Origin of the sequence: Martinezella dioscoreae (assembly GCF_009176305.1) — a bacterium.
Classification (GTDB): domain Bacteria; phylum Pseudomonadota; class Alphaproteobacteria; order Rhizobiales; family Rhizobiaceae; genus Rhizobium; species Rhizobium dioscoreae.
Genome location: NZ_BLAJ01000005.1, coordinates 35,123 through 49,912 on the forward strand (window position 1 = coordinate 35,123; position 14,790 = coordinate 49,912).

Below are 14,790 nucleotides of genomic sequence, written 5' to 3' on the forward strand. Positions count from 1 at the left end.
GATGGAGGGGAACAGCCCAAAAACCGAAAGGATGAAACCATGGAACGCATCACGATTGACATCGTCTCGGACGTCGTCTGCCCATGGTGCTATCTCGGCAAGGCCCGTCTGGAGCTGGCGATTGCCGAGGTACAGGACGAAGTAGGCGTCGATCTCAACTGGCGGCCCTATCGACTCAATCCCGACTATCCGCCAGAGGGCGTTGACCAGAAAAAGGCGCTCGAGCAAAAGCTCGGCGGCGCGGAACGCGTCGCGCAGGGCCACAAGATGCTGACCGAGCTCGGCCGCGAAGTGGGCATCAAGTTCGATTTCGATGCCATCAAGATCGGCCCGAACACGCTCGACGCCCATCGCCTCATCCATTGGTCCGTCACCGAAAGCCGCGAAAAGCAGGACAAGGTGGTGGATGCTCTCTTCAAGGCGAATTTCGAGCAAGGTCGCAATGTTGGCGACCACGCAGTGCTGCTCGACATTGCCGAAGAAGCTGGGCTCGACCGTTCGGTCATATCAACGCTGCTTGCCTCCGATGCGGACCGCGATCTCATCATCAGCGAAATCGAAGCCGCCCAGAAGATCGGCGTCAACGGTGTGCCCTTCTTCATCTTCGACCAGCAATATGCCGTCAGCGGCGCCCAGACGCCGGACGTGCTTGCCGGTGCGCTGCGCGATATCGCCAAGATGAAGGCGGAAGCGCGCGCGGGGATGAATTGATCAAGATCCACAGAGGCGCCATTCTGGCGGGAATGGCGTCGGCCAGACGTTTTTCGCGTTTTTGCTGAAACAATTTCAAAACGGCTCGCCCCGCCGCTGCAAAAACCCGAAAACCAATGCCGCGTTCATCCGGATACTCTCAAGGCCTAAAAATCCACGGCCGTCAGATCGTTATATTCGCCGTCCGCGATTCCATGAGGAGCCAATTCGCAAAATCCTGGATCGGACCGTCGCTCAATCGGATCGGCTCCGGCAGGATGAGACAGAAGGTCTTGGAGATCGACTGACCATCGGGCCATGGCGCAACGAGGCGACCTTCTGCCAACTCCGTCTCGACATAGAGACGTGGCACCAGGGCGACGCCCAGTCCAGCGAGCGCAGCTTCAATCAGCATGACGTGAAGATCGTAACGCGGGCCAATCGCAGGATTGGTCAGCACAATCCCGGCCTCCTGCGCATAGCGTTGCCAGGCGTCCGGATTCTGGCGTCGGTGAAGGCGCGGCAGTTCATCGAGAGTTGGTGGCACTTTAGCGCTACCGAGAAGCGTCGGATGGCAAACCGGAACCAACGTCTCCTGCAACAGCCGATGCGTTCTCATTCCAGTCCAGGCAGGGTGATCGAAATGGATCGCGGCATCAAACCCACTTCCAGCAAGGACAAAAGGCTCCATCCGTTCGGCGAGATGCACGATAATATTCGGGTGCTTTTCGCGGAACCGCCCAAGACGGGGAATAAGCCAGCGCGCGGCGAAGGTCGGGATGGTGGCGATATCGATATTCGCGCCGCCATTGGGCTGCCCCATCAGATATTGACTGTCGCGCTCCAGCCGATCCAGTGACTCACGAACCTGTAGGGCATAGCGCTCTCCATTCGGCAAGAGCCGAACACGATTACCGACCCGCTCAAACAGCGTGACACCGAGAAAGGCTTCGAGCCGGCTTATCTGGCGGCTGATCGCTCCTTCGGTCAGGGCCAACTCGTCGGCAGCGCGAGCGAAGCTTCCATGGCGAGCCGACGCCTCGAACGCCAGGAGCGCAGAATTGCTTGGAATTTTGCGGCGCATGGGCGGCTCCCAATGTGATGGTTTGGCACTCGAACGGCTGCGACCTTGATATTTGATCACTAAAGCATGAGCCGATGTCGATATACCAGCGACGAATGGCAGTCTATCTTGATCAAATATCAATGAGAAACAAGGCCGAAAGCCGGTCCCTGCAACTAAAGGTGATACGATGATTTACACGGTGGAATGCAGCTTTGCCGATCCAGCCAGCGAAGCGGGGTGGAACGACTTCTATAGCCTGGATAAGCTCCCAGCCCTGATTTCGGTGAGTGGCTTTCACACCTCGCAGCGCTTGAAGGCAATCAGCCGCAATTGCCCGGTTTATCTTGCCATGCATTCGATCGATGGCCTCGATGTTCTGACGGGTGAGGAATATCGCCAAAAGGGTGGTGGAAATTTTGCGCGTTGGCAGCAGCACATCACCGATTGGCACCGAAACCTTTATGATGGCATCGAGCGAGCGCCGGCAATCGATGAAGACGAATATCTGGTGTTAAGCGCCCATGGCCCCGAGCCCCTCACCCGCCTAGACCTCACCCCGTCCGCAATGCATGCGGTGGCAATGGAGAAGCTCCCGGAGCACCGTTGGCTCGCCAAGGTGAAGCGCTCCGCGATTGCAGACATTCGGCATCTTCCCGGGGATGTTCATGTCTACGAACCGATGACGACACAATTGACGAGTGGCAAGAATGCCGCCTCCGAGACAGCGCGGTAGGTTCTGATGCCGAACGTCACAATCTTCATCCCCGCAGAAAGCATGCCGGGCGACGAAGCACTTGCCGATCTCACGGAGCAATGCACCGAACTTTGCACGGGCATCCTTCGAGCTGCATTGGCCAACGTGCATGTCATCTATGTCGCTGTCCGCTCCGGCCGAGGGCATCAGGTCTTTGCAGACATCCGATATCGCCTTGAACCCTTTCGCACGCCGGCGGTCATGGATCGCTTCATGCAAGGCCTGGATGACGCCATCAAATATAAGCTCGCCCTCACCGCGCGCATCCGTTGCTTCGGCTATGGAGCCGCATGCCTCTACGCGCGAAACTGAGCGGCTGGTTGGAGATAACAATGACTAATCCAGCGTTTCCCAGCCAGCAGGTTGGCGACTTAACAATTACCGCCATCAGCGACGGCTACCTTGCTGCCAGCCTCGACCTTCTCTCGAATATCGACCCGACAGATGCTTCTCGAATGCAGGCGAAGACGAGGATCGAGGATCCCGCCTCGATTCATATCAACTGCTACATGGTGCGTAGTGGCGGCCGCACGGCCCTGATCGACGCGGGAGCGGGCGGTTTCAAACAATGGGGTGGCCGGCTGGAAACCAATCTCGCTCTGGCCGGCATCCAGCCTCTGGATATCGACACGATCCTGCTGACACATGCCCATCCGGATCACATCGGAGGGCTGATGAACGCTTGCGGAGAGGCCACCTTCCCGAACGCCGAGCTTGTCGTCCACAATCGCGAAATCGCCTTCTGGCAGGACGACGGCAATTTGAACCGAGCGCCGGAGCGCGCCCGCGGCAACTTTATCCTCGCGCGTCGAGCGTTCGACGGCTATCGCGGCAGGCTGCGCTCTTTCGATGCCGGTGAGGTGCTTCCCGGCATCACTGCGATGCCACTTCCCGGCCATACCCCAGGGCACACGGGCTATCGTCTCAATTCCGGCGGCAAGAATCTGTTGGTCTGGGGAGATATCGTCCACTTTCCCGCGATCCAGATTGCACGACCGGATGTATCGATCGCCTTTGACCAGGATCCACATCTGGCAGCATCGACGCGATCAAGGCTATTGGATCTCGTCAGCTCGGAGCGGCTGTTGATCGCCGGTATGCACCTGGGCGAACTCGGTTTTGCGCATATCGAGCGAACGACCGGAGCCTACGGCGTGACTTATGCGGGACCTCATCGTCAGCAAAATTGAGGCCGCTCAAAAGATCAGCAATATGCCGTCAGCGGTGCCAAGACGCCGGACATGCCTGCCGGTGCGCTGCGCGATCTCGCCAAGATGGAGGCTGAAGCGCGTGCGGGGATGAACTAAGCGGGCTTCCGCTTTTTCGATCAGAGCCGCAGGGGCTTCCGCGAATCGCCGATCGCGGAAGCAGCTGAGCCATAACCGGCATCAGGTCTTTGCCAGCAGTCCCGAAGCCATCGTCCGGAAGGCCTCTATCGCCTTGGGCAGCACCTCCGTCGGATTATCGCTGGCAGCAACCCAGAGAGCGGCATTCAGCGCTGCGCCGGAAATGAGCCGGGCTGCCGCCTCGGCATCGACCGGTTTGACCACCTCTTGTTCCAGAAGCTTTGACACCGTCTGCCGGGTCCCCGCGAGGCAGCTATTCTGACTTGGCCATTTCGAGGGATCGCCCAAAACAGCCGGCCCGTCGAGCAGGACGATGCGCTGGACCTCCGGATCGAGCGCCATCTTGATGTAGGCCTCGCCTTCCGCAAGCAGTCCTTGCCAGTCACCGTCCGCCTGTGCGCCGATCTCCTTCGCCCGCAGCGCCATCTCATTGTCGATCTGATCGACGACTGCGGCGAGTAATCCGCGCTTGTCGCCGAAATTGTGGTAGAGCGCGCCCCTCGTCAGACCGACATCCGCCGTCAACTCATCCATTGAAGCCGCCGCAAACCCTTTCTCCGCGAAAGCTTTCCGCGCAGCGGCAATCAGCTTGGTGCGATTTTCTTCCATTGTTTCCAGGCGCTTTGCCATATCACTCTCAAATTTCATATACGTTTCGTATGTGAAATATTGACATACGTCGCGCATATCAATATTTCACATACGCACCGTATATCAAACGAGACGGCGGTTTGGAAGCCTCGCGCGAGCTTGCGTCCTTCCCATCTTTTCAGATCAACGCGAATGAGAGCCGACACCATGACGACACGCAATGCAATTTTCCCGAAGAACAGACATGCGCTTTATGAGGAGCACGGCTATTCCGCCGCAATCCGTTCCGGCGACCTGCTGTTCGTCTCCGGTCAAGTTGGTAGCCGTGCGGATGGAAGCCCAGAGCCGGATTTCGAAAAACAGGTCGAACTCGCCTTCGACAATCTGAGAGCAACCTTGGAAGCCGCAGGCTGCACCTTCGACGACATCATCGATGTCACCACGTTTCACACCGATCCGGAGCGGCAGTTCGGCGCTATCATGACCGTCAAGAACCGGATCTTCACCGAAAAGCCCTATCCGAACTGGACGGCGGTTGGCGTCAGCTGGCTGGCGGGCTTCGATTTCGAAATCAAGGTCATAGCGCGCATTCCTGATTCTGGGGAGATGCGTGAGCCGCGGACGGCTTGAGGGTATGGTCAGATTTCGGCCCGCGGCGGAAAATGGCCGTCGCGGGTCGGACGCGACCGCAAGGCTAAATTGGCGCAGCCGCGCCTCCAGCCGTTGCGAGATGTGCGGAAGTCGCTATTTTTCTTCGTCGATGAAACTGCGGATTTCGATGATGAACGTATCCACCCGTCCCGATCTGAGCGATATAAAACTGGGTGACTGGGTGGACCGCCGTTTGCCTGCGGCGTTGAGACCCTACACGCGGCTTGCGCGGCTGGATCGGCCCGTCGGCATTTGGCTGACGCTTTTTCCTTGCTGGGCAGCGCTCATCCAAGCCTCACATGGTTTTCCAGATATCAGACAGCTAGCAATTTTCTCGCTAGGCGCATTGCTGATGAGAAGCGCGGGCTCGACTGTCAACGACATTGCGGATCGAAAGTTTGATGGGCATGTCGAGCGTACACGCTTTCGGCCATTGGCGAGTGGACAGATCGGCGTGCCGCAGGCCGTGCTGTTTCTGGTGGCGGAACTCACGCTCGCTGCTTCGCTTCTGTTCTTCCTGACGCCATTCACACGCCTTGTCGCGATCAGCGTCTTGCCGCTCGTGTTTGTCTATCCGCTCTGCAAGCGTTTCACCTATTGGCCCCAAGCTGTACTTGGCGCGGCCTTCAATTGGGGAATGCTGATGGCCTGGTCGGAAGTCACAGGCACGATTCCTGTCGGTGCGGCTCTGATGTGGCTCGGCGCTATCGCCTGGCAGATCGGATACGATACCGTTTACGCCTATGTCGACGTTCGCGACGATACGCGACTGGGCTTGAAATCGACCGCCATCCTGTTCGGCTCGCGTGGCAAGGCATGTATCGGCTTGTTCTATGCCATTGCCGTCGCTGCATGGTCCGCCGGTGGTTGGCTGACGGGCATGTCATTGCCCTATGTGGTCGGAATGCTCGTCATAGCCGTGCATCTCGGCTGGCAGACCTGGCGCCTCGATCTTTCACGCCCTGAGGTCAATTACCGGCTGTTTCTGGCGAATATTCTTACAGGCATACTATTGGCCGCAGCATCCTTTGCTGGATCGCTGTAAGCGGAACAACTACTTCGCCAGCTCCGCCAGCTGCGTCATGACCACAGCCGCGCCCTGCAGTCGCTTCTCCGGTGTCGGCAGATCGCGGGTCAGGAAGACGCTCTGATCGGGGCGGATCTTGGCCATTGTGCCCTGCTTGGCGATGTAGCCGACGAGGTTGGCGGGGTTGGGGAATTCCTTGTTGCGGAACTGAACGACGACGCCTTTCGGGCCGGCGTCGAGCTTCTCGACATTGGCGATGCGGCAGAGCGACTTGATGTAGACGATCTTGAGGAGATGCTGCACCTCCATCGGCAAGGGGCCGAAACGATCGATCATTTCGGCACCGAAACTGTCGATTTCTTTCAGCTCGGTAATCTCGCCGAGGCGGCGATAGAGCGCCATGCGCAGATGCAGGTCCGGCACGTAGTCGTCGGGAATCATGACCGGCGTACCGACGGAGATCTGCGGCGACCAGCCGGTATCCTGGATCTCATCGACACCCTTGACCTCGGCGACGGCCTCTTCGAGCATCTGCTGGTAAAGCTCGAAGCCGACTTCCTTGATATGGCCTGACTGTTCCTCGCCGAGCAGATTGCCGGCACCGCGGATGTCGAGGTCGTGGCTTGCGAGCTGGAAGCCGGCGCCGAGCGTGTCCAGGGACTGCAGCACCTTGAGCCGGCGCTCCGCAGTCGTGGTCAGTACCTTGTTGACCGGCAGGGTGAAGAGCGCAAAGGCGCGGACCTTGGAGCGACCGACGCGGCCGCGCAGCTGATAGAGCTGGGCAAGGCCGAACATATCGGCGCGGTGGACGATCAGCGTATTGGCCGTCGGCACGTCGAGGCCGGATTCAACGATGGTCGTTGAGAGCAGCACGTCATAGCGGCCTTCATAGAAGGCGTTCATGATGTCTTCCAGCTCGCCGGCCGGCATCTGGCCGTGCGCGACCGCCACCTTCAGCTCCGGCACATCGGATTGCAGGAAGGCGTGGATATCGGCAAGATCGGCGAGACGCGGACAGACATAGAAGCTCTGACCGCCGCGATAATGCTCGCGCATCAGCGTTTCGCGGATCACGAGGGAATCGAAGGGCGAGATGAAGGTGCGCACCGCCATGCGGTCGACCGGCGGCGTGGTGATGAGCGACAGCTCGCGCACACCCGTCATCGCCAACTGCAGCGTGCGCGGGATCGGCGTCGCCGACAGCGTCAGCACATGCACGTCGCTCTTCAGTTCCTTCAGACGCTCTTTGTGCTTCACGCCGAAATGCTGCTCTTCATCGATAATGAGCAGGCCGAGATTGGCAAACTGGATGCCGGCGCCGAGCAGTGCATGCGTGCCGACAACGATATCGGTCTTGCCTTCCGCCACTTCCTTCTTGGTCAGCGCCAGATCCTTGGCGCCCACCAGGCGGGATGCCTGCTGCACGCGGATCGGCAGGCCGCGGAAACGCTCGGAGAAGGTCTTGAAATGCTGCCGGGCAAGCAGGGTCGTCGGCACGACGACAGCAACCTGCACGCCGTTCATGGCAGCGACGAAGGCTGCGCGAAGCGCCACTTCCGTCTTGCCGAAACCGACGTCGCCGCAGACGAGGCGGTCCATCGGCCGGCCGGCACCAAGATCCTCGCGCACCGCCTCGATGGCGTTCATCTGGTCATCGGTCTCATCATAGGGGAAGCGCGCGGCGAATTCGTCGTAGAGCCCTTCGGGTGAGGTCAGCACCGGCGCATGGCGCGTCAGGCGCTCGGCCGCAACACGGATCAAGTCACCAGCGATATCCAGAAGGCGCTTCTTGAGCTTCGCCTTACGCATCTGCCATGCGCCGCCGCCGAGCTTGTCAAGCTGCGCCTCGGTGCCCTCGCCGCCAAAGCGCGAGAGCAGATCGATATTCTCGACCGGCAGGAACAGCTTGGCATCGTCGGCATATTGCAGCTCAAGGCAGGCATGCGGTGCACCGGCAGCCTCGATGGTCCTCAGCCCAACGAAACGGCCGATGCCATGCTCGGCATGAACGACGATCGAGCCTTCATCCAAGCCTGCCACTTCCGAGATGAAGTCGGCGGCGCGCTTGCGGCGCTTCGAGCGGCGCACCATGCGGTCGCCGAGAATATCCTGCTCGCCGATGACGATGAGATCGCCGGCCTCGAAACCGGCTTCGAGGCTGAGTACGGCGGCAGCCGCCTCACCCTTCGCCAGGCCGCCGAGATCCTTGAAGGCCTCGATGGTCTTGACGCGCGCCAACCCATGTTCGGAAAGCACCTGCAGCAGGCGATCGAGCGAACCTTCGGTCCAGGCGGATATGAGCACCTTGCCGCCTGCCGCCCGCTTGTCGGCAATATGCTTGACGACCGCGTCAAAGACGTTGATGCGCTCGCTGTCGGCGCCATCGGTGGCGGAGCGCGCCCAGCGCGGCCCTTGGCGGGCATCAAGCTCGATGACGCGACGCGCCTCACCCTCATGTTCGTTGAAGGGCGAGATGCGGATGGCGCCGAAGGCGTCGAGCGCATTGCCGAAGGCCTTGCCGTCGAGATAGAGCTGACCCGGCGTGACCGGTTTATAGGGCGTGCCCTGCGCCATCTGTCCCTTGGTCTGCTGGCCGGAATTCAGGCGGGCATCGTAATAATCGAAGACGAGCTTGGAGCGCTCCTCGGCCGCCTCGCGCACGGTGTGATCCGTGACCAAGCGGAAGCCCTTGAGATAGTCGAAAACCGTCTCAAGCTTCTCATAGAAGAGCGGCAGCCAATGTTCCATACCGGCGTATCGCCGACCTTCGGATACGGCGAGATAGAGCGCATCATCGCGCGTAGCGGCGCCAAAGGCGGAGAGATAGCTCTTGCGGAAGCGGCTGATCGTATCCGGCGTCAGCGTCACTTCGCTCATCGGATTGAGATCGAGCGAACGCACCTGCCCAGTTGTACGCTGGTTTGCCGGATCGAAGCTACGGATACTTTCCAACGTATCGCCGAAGAAATCCAGGCGCACCGGCTCTTCCGTGCCGGGAACGAAGACGTCGAGAATGCCGCCGCGCACCGCATATTCACCGACCTCACGTACCGTTGCGACGCGATCGAAACCGTTGCGCTCCAGGCGGGCCGCGATGTCGTCCATCCGGACCTGATTGCCGGGACGGGCCGAGAACGCCAGGCTCTCGATAATATCTTGCGGTGCCACCTTCTGCAGCATGGCGTTGACGGTCACCAGCACGATGGCTGCATGCGGCTTGCGATGATGCGCGATCAGGCCAGACAAAGCCGCCAAGCGCCGCGCCGAGGTGTCGGAGCTTGGGGAAACGCGGTCGTAGGGAAGGCAATCCCAGGCCGGCAGGGTGAGTACCGGGATTTCGGGCGCGATGAAGCCGAGCATCTGTTCGACATCGGCCATGTGCTGGCCGTCAGACATGACATAGGCAATCGGTTGGCCGGCCTTTGCCATTTCGGCAATCAGGAACGGCTCCAGGCCAGCCGGAACATGACCGATCGTCATCGGCTCGCTGGCGGCGAGCAGCTTCTTCGCGTCGAAACCGGGGATCATTTCGTCAATCCGAACCTTTCGGCGATCTCTTCGAAATCGGGCTTGTAGGAGGCCAAGCGCTCAAAGAGAGGCGTCTGCAAATGCTGCGGCGTCGGCTGGCTGCCGAGAATCCATTTGAGGAGATCGTTGTCCTCTTCAGCCATGATGCGCTCAAGCTCGTCGAGATCGGCCTCGGAAAGGCCTGGCAGCTCATTATCGGCAAACTGGCCGAAGACCAGATCCATCTCGCGGATGCCGCGATGCCAGCAACGGAAAAGGATGCGCCGACGGCGAGGATCGAGATCGGCACTGCTGAGGGTCAGCCCAGTCATCAAAAACACCTTTATGTTGATGCGTCTCTATAAAACCAGCGCTCACAGGTGGGAACCGGTTTTTAAGAAAAAAGCACCTGCGATGCAATTTTCCGGGGAGTGTCGGGCTCAAAGGGATCGAGTTCTCCGCTGCCCCTTGCCAAATGCGCCCTGCCCGTCGCATTTTGCCGGCCATGCGTCCCGCTATCCTCGACCCGCTGTTTGCCTCCATCTCTTCGCTGCCCGGCGTCGGGCCGAAGGTATCCGAGCTGCTGGTAAAGCTGCTCGACCGCGAAACGATCGACGATTGCCGGGTCATCGACCTCATTTTCCACGCGCCGCATTCGATCATCGACCGACGCGAGCAGCCCGGTATCGCGAGGGCGCCGCAGGGCGCCATCGTCACCATTACCGGCCGTGTCGACCGACACCAGCCGCCGCCGAATGCGCGTAGCAACGTTCCCTATCGCGTCTATCTGCACGACGAGACCGGAGAATTGGCGCTGGTCTTCTTCCGGGGTAAGGCGCAATGGCTCGAAAAGCAGCTGCCGATCGACGAGACGGTCACCGTCAGCGGCAAGGTCGACTGGTTCAACGGCCGCCCATCTATGGTGCATCCGGATTACATCATGCGCGAGAGTGAAGCGGAAAACCTGCCGCTCGTCGAACCGGTCTATCCGCTAACCGCCGGCCTCACGCCGAAGTTCCTGCGCAAGACCATCGAGGCGGCGCTGCCGCGCATTCCGCAGCTGCCTGAGTGGGATGATATAACCCTTACGCAGAGGCAGGGCTTTCCCTCGATCTCCGATAGCTTCCACATGCTGCATGCGCCGAGAGATGCGGCCGATATCGATCCGCAATCTCCCGCGCGCCGCCGGCTTGCCTATGATGAATTCCTGGCAGGGCAATTGTCGCTCTCTCTCGTGCGCCAAAGGCTGCGCAAGGTTGCGGGGCAGCCGGTGCATGCAACTGGAGAAATCAGCCGCAAGATACTGGAATCCCTGCCCTTCTCGATGACGAACAGCCAGCGTGAAGCGGTTGCCGATATTCTCAAGGATATGGCGGGCACTGAGCGCATGCTTCGGCTGCTGCAGGGTGATGTCGGCGCGGGAAAGACACTGGTGGCACTGATGGCGATTGCCGCCGTGATCGAAAGCGGCGGCCAGGCCGTGTTGATGGCACCGACCGAAATCCTGGCTCGCCAGCATCATGCAACGATTTCAAAATTCGCAGCGAGTGCAAACCTTTCCGTCGAAGTTCTCACAGGCCGCACAAAGGGACGCGAGCGGGATGCGATCCTCGAGCGCATTGCTTCCGGGGAAGCACAGATCATCATCGGCACGCATGCTCTCTTCCAGGACAGCGTCGCCTATGCCAACCTCATGCTGGCTGTGGTCGACGAGCAGCACCGCTTCGGCGTTCACCAACGCCTGCGCCTGACCGCGAAGGGCATCTCGCCGCATATGCTCGTGATGACCGCGACGCCCATACCGCGAACGCTGGTGCTCGCCGCCTTCGGCGATATGGACGTTTCGAAGCTCACTGAGAAGCCGGCGGGACGCAAGCCGATCCAGACGATCACCATTCCGAATGAACGAACCGGCGACATCGTCGCACGCCTGAGAAGCGCGCTATCTGAGGGTAAAAAAGCCTATTGGATATGCCCACTTGTGGAGGAATCCGAAGAATCCGATTTAATGTCCGTCGAAGAGCGCCATGAGACATTGACCAAGGCGCTTGGACCGGGCATCGGCCTGATCCATGGCCGGATGAGCGGCCCGGAAAAAGACGCCGTGATGATGGCGTTCAAGAATGGCGAGATCCGTCTGCTGGTGGCCACGACCGTCGTCGAAGTGGGTGTCGATGTCCCTGACGCGACCATCATGGTCATCGAACATGCCGAGCGCTTCGGCCTAGCACAGCTGCATCAACTGCGCGGCCGCGTCGGTCGCGGTGACGAAGCCTCGACCTGTATCCTGCTCTACAAAGGCCCCCTCGGTGAAACTGGGCATGCGCGGCTGTCGATCATGCGCGAGACGGAAGACGGCTTCCGCATTGCCGAGGAGGATTTGAAGCTGCGCGGCGAAGGCGAGCTTCTGGGGACACGCCAGTCCGGCACACCTGGCTTCCGCATCGCCAGCCTAGAAGCCCATGCCGATCTCCTGGAAATCGCCCGCAAGGATGCCGCCTATCTCATTGAGCGCGATCCGGAGCTCACCAGCGAGCGTGGCAGCGCGGTACGCACCCTGCTCTATCTCTTCCGTCGCGACGAGGCGATCCGGTTCCTGCGAGCGGGGTAAGCGGATGGACGCGTTAGCCGCGTCCATCCCTGTCTCTCACGACATTACTTTGCGGCGAGGCCGGGAATGGTGACCTGGAACACCTGGAACATGGTGTCGACATCGGCACCGCTTTCATCCTTGTAGGCGGCTCCGACCTGGAAACCGTCCTGGGTGATGAAGTCGTTGTCATTGGCGACGAACAGGAAGTAGTCGTCGGGCAGCTTCGGATCCTGAACGCTGGCGATCGACATGGCCTCCCACTTTTCCGAGAGGTTGTTACGGTCGTTCGGCGCGCCATTGTGCAGACCGAAGCGCGCAAGATCGGCGCTGTCGTTGATGTCGATGAACTGGCTGACGACAGCCGGCTTGACGGAGGGATCAAGAACGCCCTTTGGCGCGACAGCCGTGTCGCCGTCGAACTTGCCGCCGGCAATATCGGTGGCAGCGGACACATCGACGGCAACGATGCTGCGATAGAGCGACTTATCGCCCTTCTGGCCATAGCCATTGTTGCTGTCGCGCGCCAGCATCAGGAAGCTTGTCGGTGAGAGCGCCACGATTTCGCTTTGCGCGGCGACGGCCGTCTTGCCCTTTTCATTGGTAAAGACAGGCAAAGGCACGACATATTCGTGCACCAGTTTCAGATGGTCGAGATCGGCGGCATCATAGACCAGGGCGCGTGTATTCTGCCTGGTAGAGCTGGAATCGCCACCATCCTGGCGGGTTGCGGACTGAAGCACGACAATCAGGAACTTGCCGTCCGGCGTCAGGGACATCCCCTCGAAGCCCTGATTATTTTGGCGCCCGCTGGTCGGATCCTTCGGATCGGGCGCGGCTTCACCGGGACCGGGATTGTTCGAGGAGAAATTCACGGCGCCGTGGCGCATCGGCAGAAACGCCGCCGGCGGTGCCGTGGCCGAGATCATGCGCCCGTCTGCCGAGAAGCGATAGATGTAAGGACCGTATTCGTCACTGATGAACATCGAACCGTCGGGCAGCCGAGCAATAGCTTCGTTATCGAGCGAGATCTTGCCGTTCGGTGCCTGCGGCAAAAGCGGCATACCGCTTTCTGCCTGGCGAACGCCGTTGGCGGGGTCGAGGCCGGTGGTTTCGTTGCCCTTGTTGTCTTTCAAAAGCAGAGTATCCGCGAGCTTGGCCTCGACGCCCGACTGTTCCTGGCCGGCCGGCGGCGTCGCGCCGGGAGCGACCGGAGTCAGCTTGATATCGATGGTGTTGAGACGTCCGCGATAATCGGTGGTGCCGGCGACATTATAGCCGCGGTCCGGCAGCAGCCAGAGCGAACCCTTATAGGTGCCGTCGGCATTGCGGACCCAGCTCTTGGTGTCGATCGACATTCCCGAACCGGAACCGAACGTCTCGCCGAACTTGTCGCGCAGATTGGCGGGGATACGACCGACCGCGACACGTCCCTTGTTGACGAGCGTCACGCCCTGGACTGCGATGGAATTATCAGCAAGCGCCGCGACTGGTGCAGAAAAAACAAATGCTGCCAGCGCGGCCGACAACAGCGGCAAGCTCTTCGAATGCATATATTTCAAGACAATATCCTCCAGTGAAAATACGTATGGAGACAATGAGATCCATCTCCGACCCGCTCTCAAGCCGCGTCGAAAAACAACAGCCGGGGTCGAAACTCCGAATGTTCGATGATGCGATGCATCCGATTGCCTGTCCCGTAGGACGATCTAAGGCGTCAATATGATAGAGACATGACAGCTCGCGCGATACGCGAGGCCAGGCAATCTACGACAGGAACGGGAGTGTTTTTAAGTCAGCGATTTTATCGGAACTGGCCTGGGCAGCCCCTTTGCCGCGACGAGCTCTTCCTTGTATTCGGGCGATACAAGTCCGCCCGAGATCAGCAGTTTGGCGCCATCCTCCGGGCTCATGTCGAGCACCGTGATCTTTTCGCGTGGAACGAAAACCAGAAAGCCGGCCGTGGGCACAGGTGTCGGCGGCAGGAAGACCGCCACCATGTCCTGCCCCATGGCATTGAATTTCGAGGCGATCTCCCCTTTGGCATCGGTCGATATGAAAACCATCGACCAGAGGCCCGGGCTTGGATATTCGATCAGCCCGACCTTCTTGAATGATGTGCCCTGCTCTTTCAACACAGTCTCGAAGATCTGTTTGACGCTCTTATAGATGGTCCGCACCAGCGGCACGCGGTTGACGATCGACTCCCCGAAGCGGACGATGCTCTGGCCGATCAGGTTCTTGGCGAGGAAACCAACGATCGTGATGAAGATCATCGCGATCACCAGGCCGGTCCCCGGAACGGCGAAGTTCAGATAGCTTTCAGGATCGTAGCGCGCGGGAATATAGGGGCGAACCCAGCTATCGGCCCAATGAACGACGGACCAGGTCAGCCACAGGGTAATGGCGATCGGGGCGCAGATAATCAGGCCGGCCAGGAAATTATTTCTGATCCGCGTGGTTACGGACATTTTGATGAGTTTTTCAGTCATTCGCCGCTCGAAAACTCCGTTCCGCCGCCTACTGCTACCCGGCAAATCCTCCCCACCATCTCAGTATGGGAATCGT

The 14,790-nt window shown here is 59.9% G+C and carries 13 protein-coding genes and 1 pseudogene; 8 read left to right on the forward strand and 6 right to left on the reverse strand.

Going from position 1 to position 14,790, the window contains the following annotated elements:
- Positions 1-39: 39 nt before the first annotated feature.
- On the forward strand, positions 40-711 hold the full coding sequence (locus GDN47_RS20970) for a DsbA family oxidoreductase (protein WP_152094179.1): 672 nt from the start codon (positions 40-42) through the stop codon (positions 709-711).
- 163 nt (positions 712-874) lie between these two features.
- Here the strand turns inward: GDN47_RS20970 and GDN47_RS20975 are convergent, their stop codons facing one another.
- The gene (locus tag GDN47_RS20975) at positions 875-1,774 is read right to left on the reverse strand and encodes a LysR substrate-binding domain-containing protein (protein ID WP_113352545.1); all 900 of its coding nucleotides are present in this window, start codon (positions 1,772-1,774) and stop codon (positions 875-877) included.
- A gap of 169 nt (positions 1,775-1,943) precedes the next feature.
- On the opposite strand from GDN47_RS20975, the gene GDN47_RS20980 reads away from it, so the two are divergent.
- The 4 genes and pseudogenes from GDN47_RS20980 to GDN47_RS20995 all read left to right on the forward strand — a co-directional run.
- On the forward strand, positions 1,944-2,489 hold the full coding sequence (locus tag GDN47_RS20980) for a sugar ABC transporter (protein ID WP_152094180.1): 546 nt from the start codon (positions 1,944-1,946) through the stop codon (positions 2,487-2,489).
- Between the two features lie 6 nt (positions 2,490-2,495).
- A complete protein-coding gene (locus tag GDN47_RS20985; protein WP_113352547.1) occupies positions 2,496-2,822 on the forward strand; it encodes a hypothetical protein in 327 nt (108 codons plus the stop codon).
- A gap of 20 nt (positions 2,823-2,842) precedes the next feature.
- Positions 2,843-3,700, forward strand: coding sequence for an MBL fold metallo-hydrolase (locus GDN47_RS20990; protein WP_113352548.1), 858 nt, complete (start codon positions 2,843-2,845; stop codon positions 3,698-3,700).
- A 12-nt stretch (positions 3,701-3,712) separates the two neighbouring features.
- Positions 3,713-3,817: pseudogene (locus GDN47_RS20995) on the forward strand (disulfide bond formation protein DsbA); the annotation flags it as partial.
- Between the two features lie 81 nt (positions 3,818-3,898).
- Here GDN47_RS20995 and GDN47_RS21000 read toward each other — a convergent pair.
- Positions 3,899-4,486 carry a TetR/AcrR family transcriptional regulator gene (locus tag GDN47_RS21000; protein ID WP_113333764.1) on the reverse strand — a complete coding sequence of 196 codons (588 nt, stop codon included), beginning with the start codon at positions 4,484-4,486 and terminating at the stop codon, positions 3,899-3,901.
- 168 nt (positions 4,487-4,654) lie between these two features.
- Between GDN47_RS21000 and GDN47_RS21005 the strand changes: the two genes are divergently transcribed.
- Positions 4,655-5,077, forward strand: coding sequence for a RidA family protein (locus tag GDN47_RS21005; protein ID WP_152094181.1), 423 nt, complete (start codon positions 4,655-4,657; stop codon positions 5,075-5,077).
- A gap of 151 nt (positions 5,078-5,228) precedes the next feature.
- A complete protein-coding gene (gene ubiA, locus GDN47_RS21010; RefSeq protein ID WP_152094182.1) occupies positions 5,229-6,143 on the forward strand; it encodes a 4-hydroxybenzoate octaprenyltransferase in 915 nt (304 codons plus the stop codon).
- Between the two features lie 9 nt (positions 6,144-6,152).
- Here the strand turns inward: ubiA and mfd are convergent, their stop codons facing one another.
- Positions 6,153-9,653, reverse strand: a complete 3,501-nt coding sequence (mfd, locus tag GDN47_RS21015; protein ID WP_152094183.1) for a transcription-repair coupling factor — start codon at positions 9,651-9,653, stop codon at positions 6,153-6,155.
- Positions 9,650-9,964: an FAD assembly factor SdhE gene (locus GDN47_RS21020; RefSeq protein WP_113333761.1), complete on the reverse strand. Its 315-nt coding sequence runs from the start codon at positions 9,962-9,964 to the stop codon at positions 9,650-9,652. The genes mfd and GDN47_RS21020 overlap by 4 nt, the downstream gene beginning before the upstream one ends.
- 173 nt (positions 9,965-10,137) lie before the next feature.
- On the opposite strand from GDN47_RS21020, the gene recG reads away from it, so the two are divergent.
- On the forward strand, positions 10,138-12,243 hold the full coding sequence (gene recG, locus GDN47_RS21025) for an ATP-dependent DNA helicase RecG (protein WP_152094184.1): 2,106 nt from the start codon (positions 10,138-10,140) through the stop codon (positions 12,241-12,243).
- A 44-nt stretch (positions 12,244-12,287) separates the two neighbouring features.
- Here recG and GDN47_RS21030 read toward each other — a convergent pair whose 3' ends face one another.
- Together GDN47_RS21030 and GDN47_RS21035 are read right to left on the reverse strand one after the other, a co-directional pair.
- A complete protein-coding gene (locus tag GDN47_RS21030) occupies positions 12,288-13,775 on the reverse strand; it encodes an esterase-like activity of phytase family protein (RefSeq protein ID WP_233790057.1) in 1,488 nt (495 codons plus the stop codon).
- 237 nt (positions 13,776-14,012) lie between these two features.
- Positions 14,013-14,714: a DUF502 domain-containing protein gene (locus GDN47_RS21035; protein ID WP_069612147.1), complete on the reverse strand. Its 702-nt coding sequence runs from the start codon at positions 14,712-14,714 to the stop codon at positions 14,013-14,015.
- Positions 14,715-14,790 lie beyond the last annotated feature (76 nt).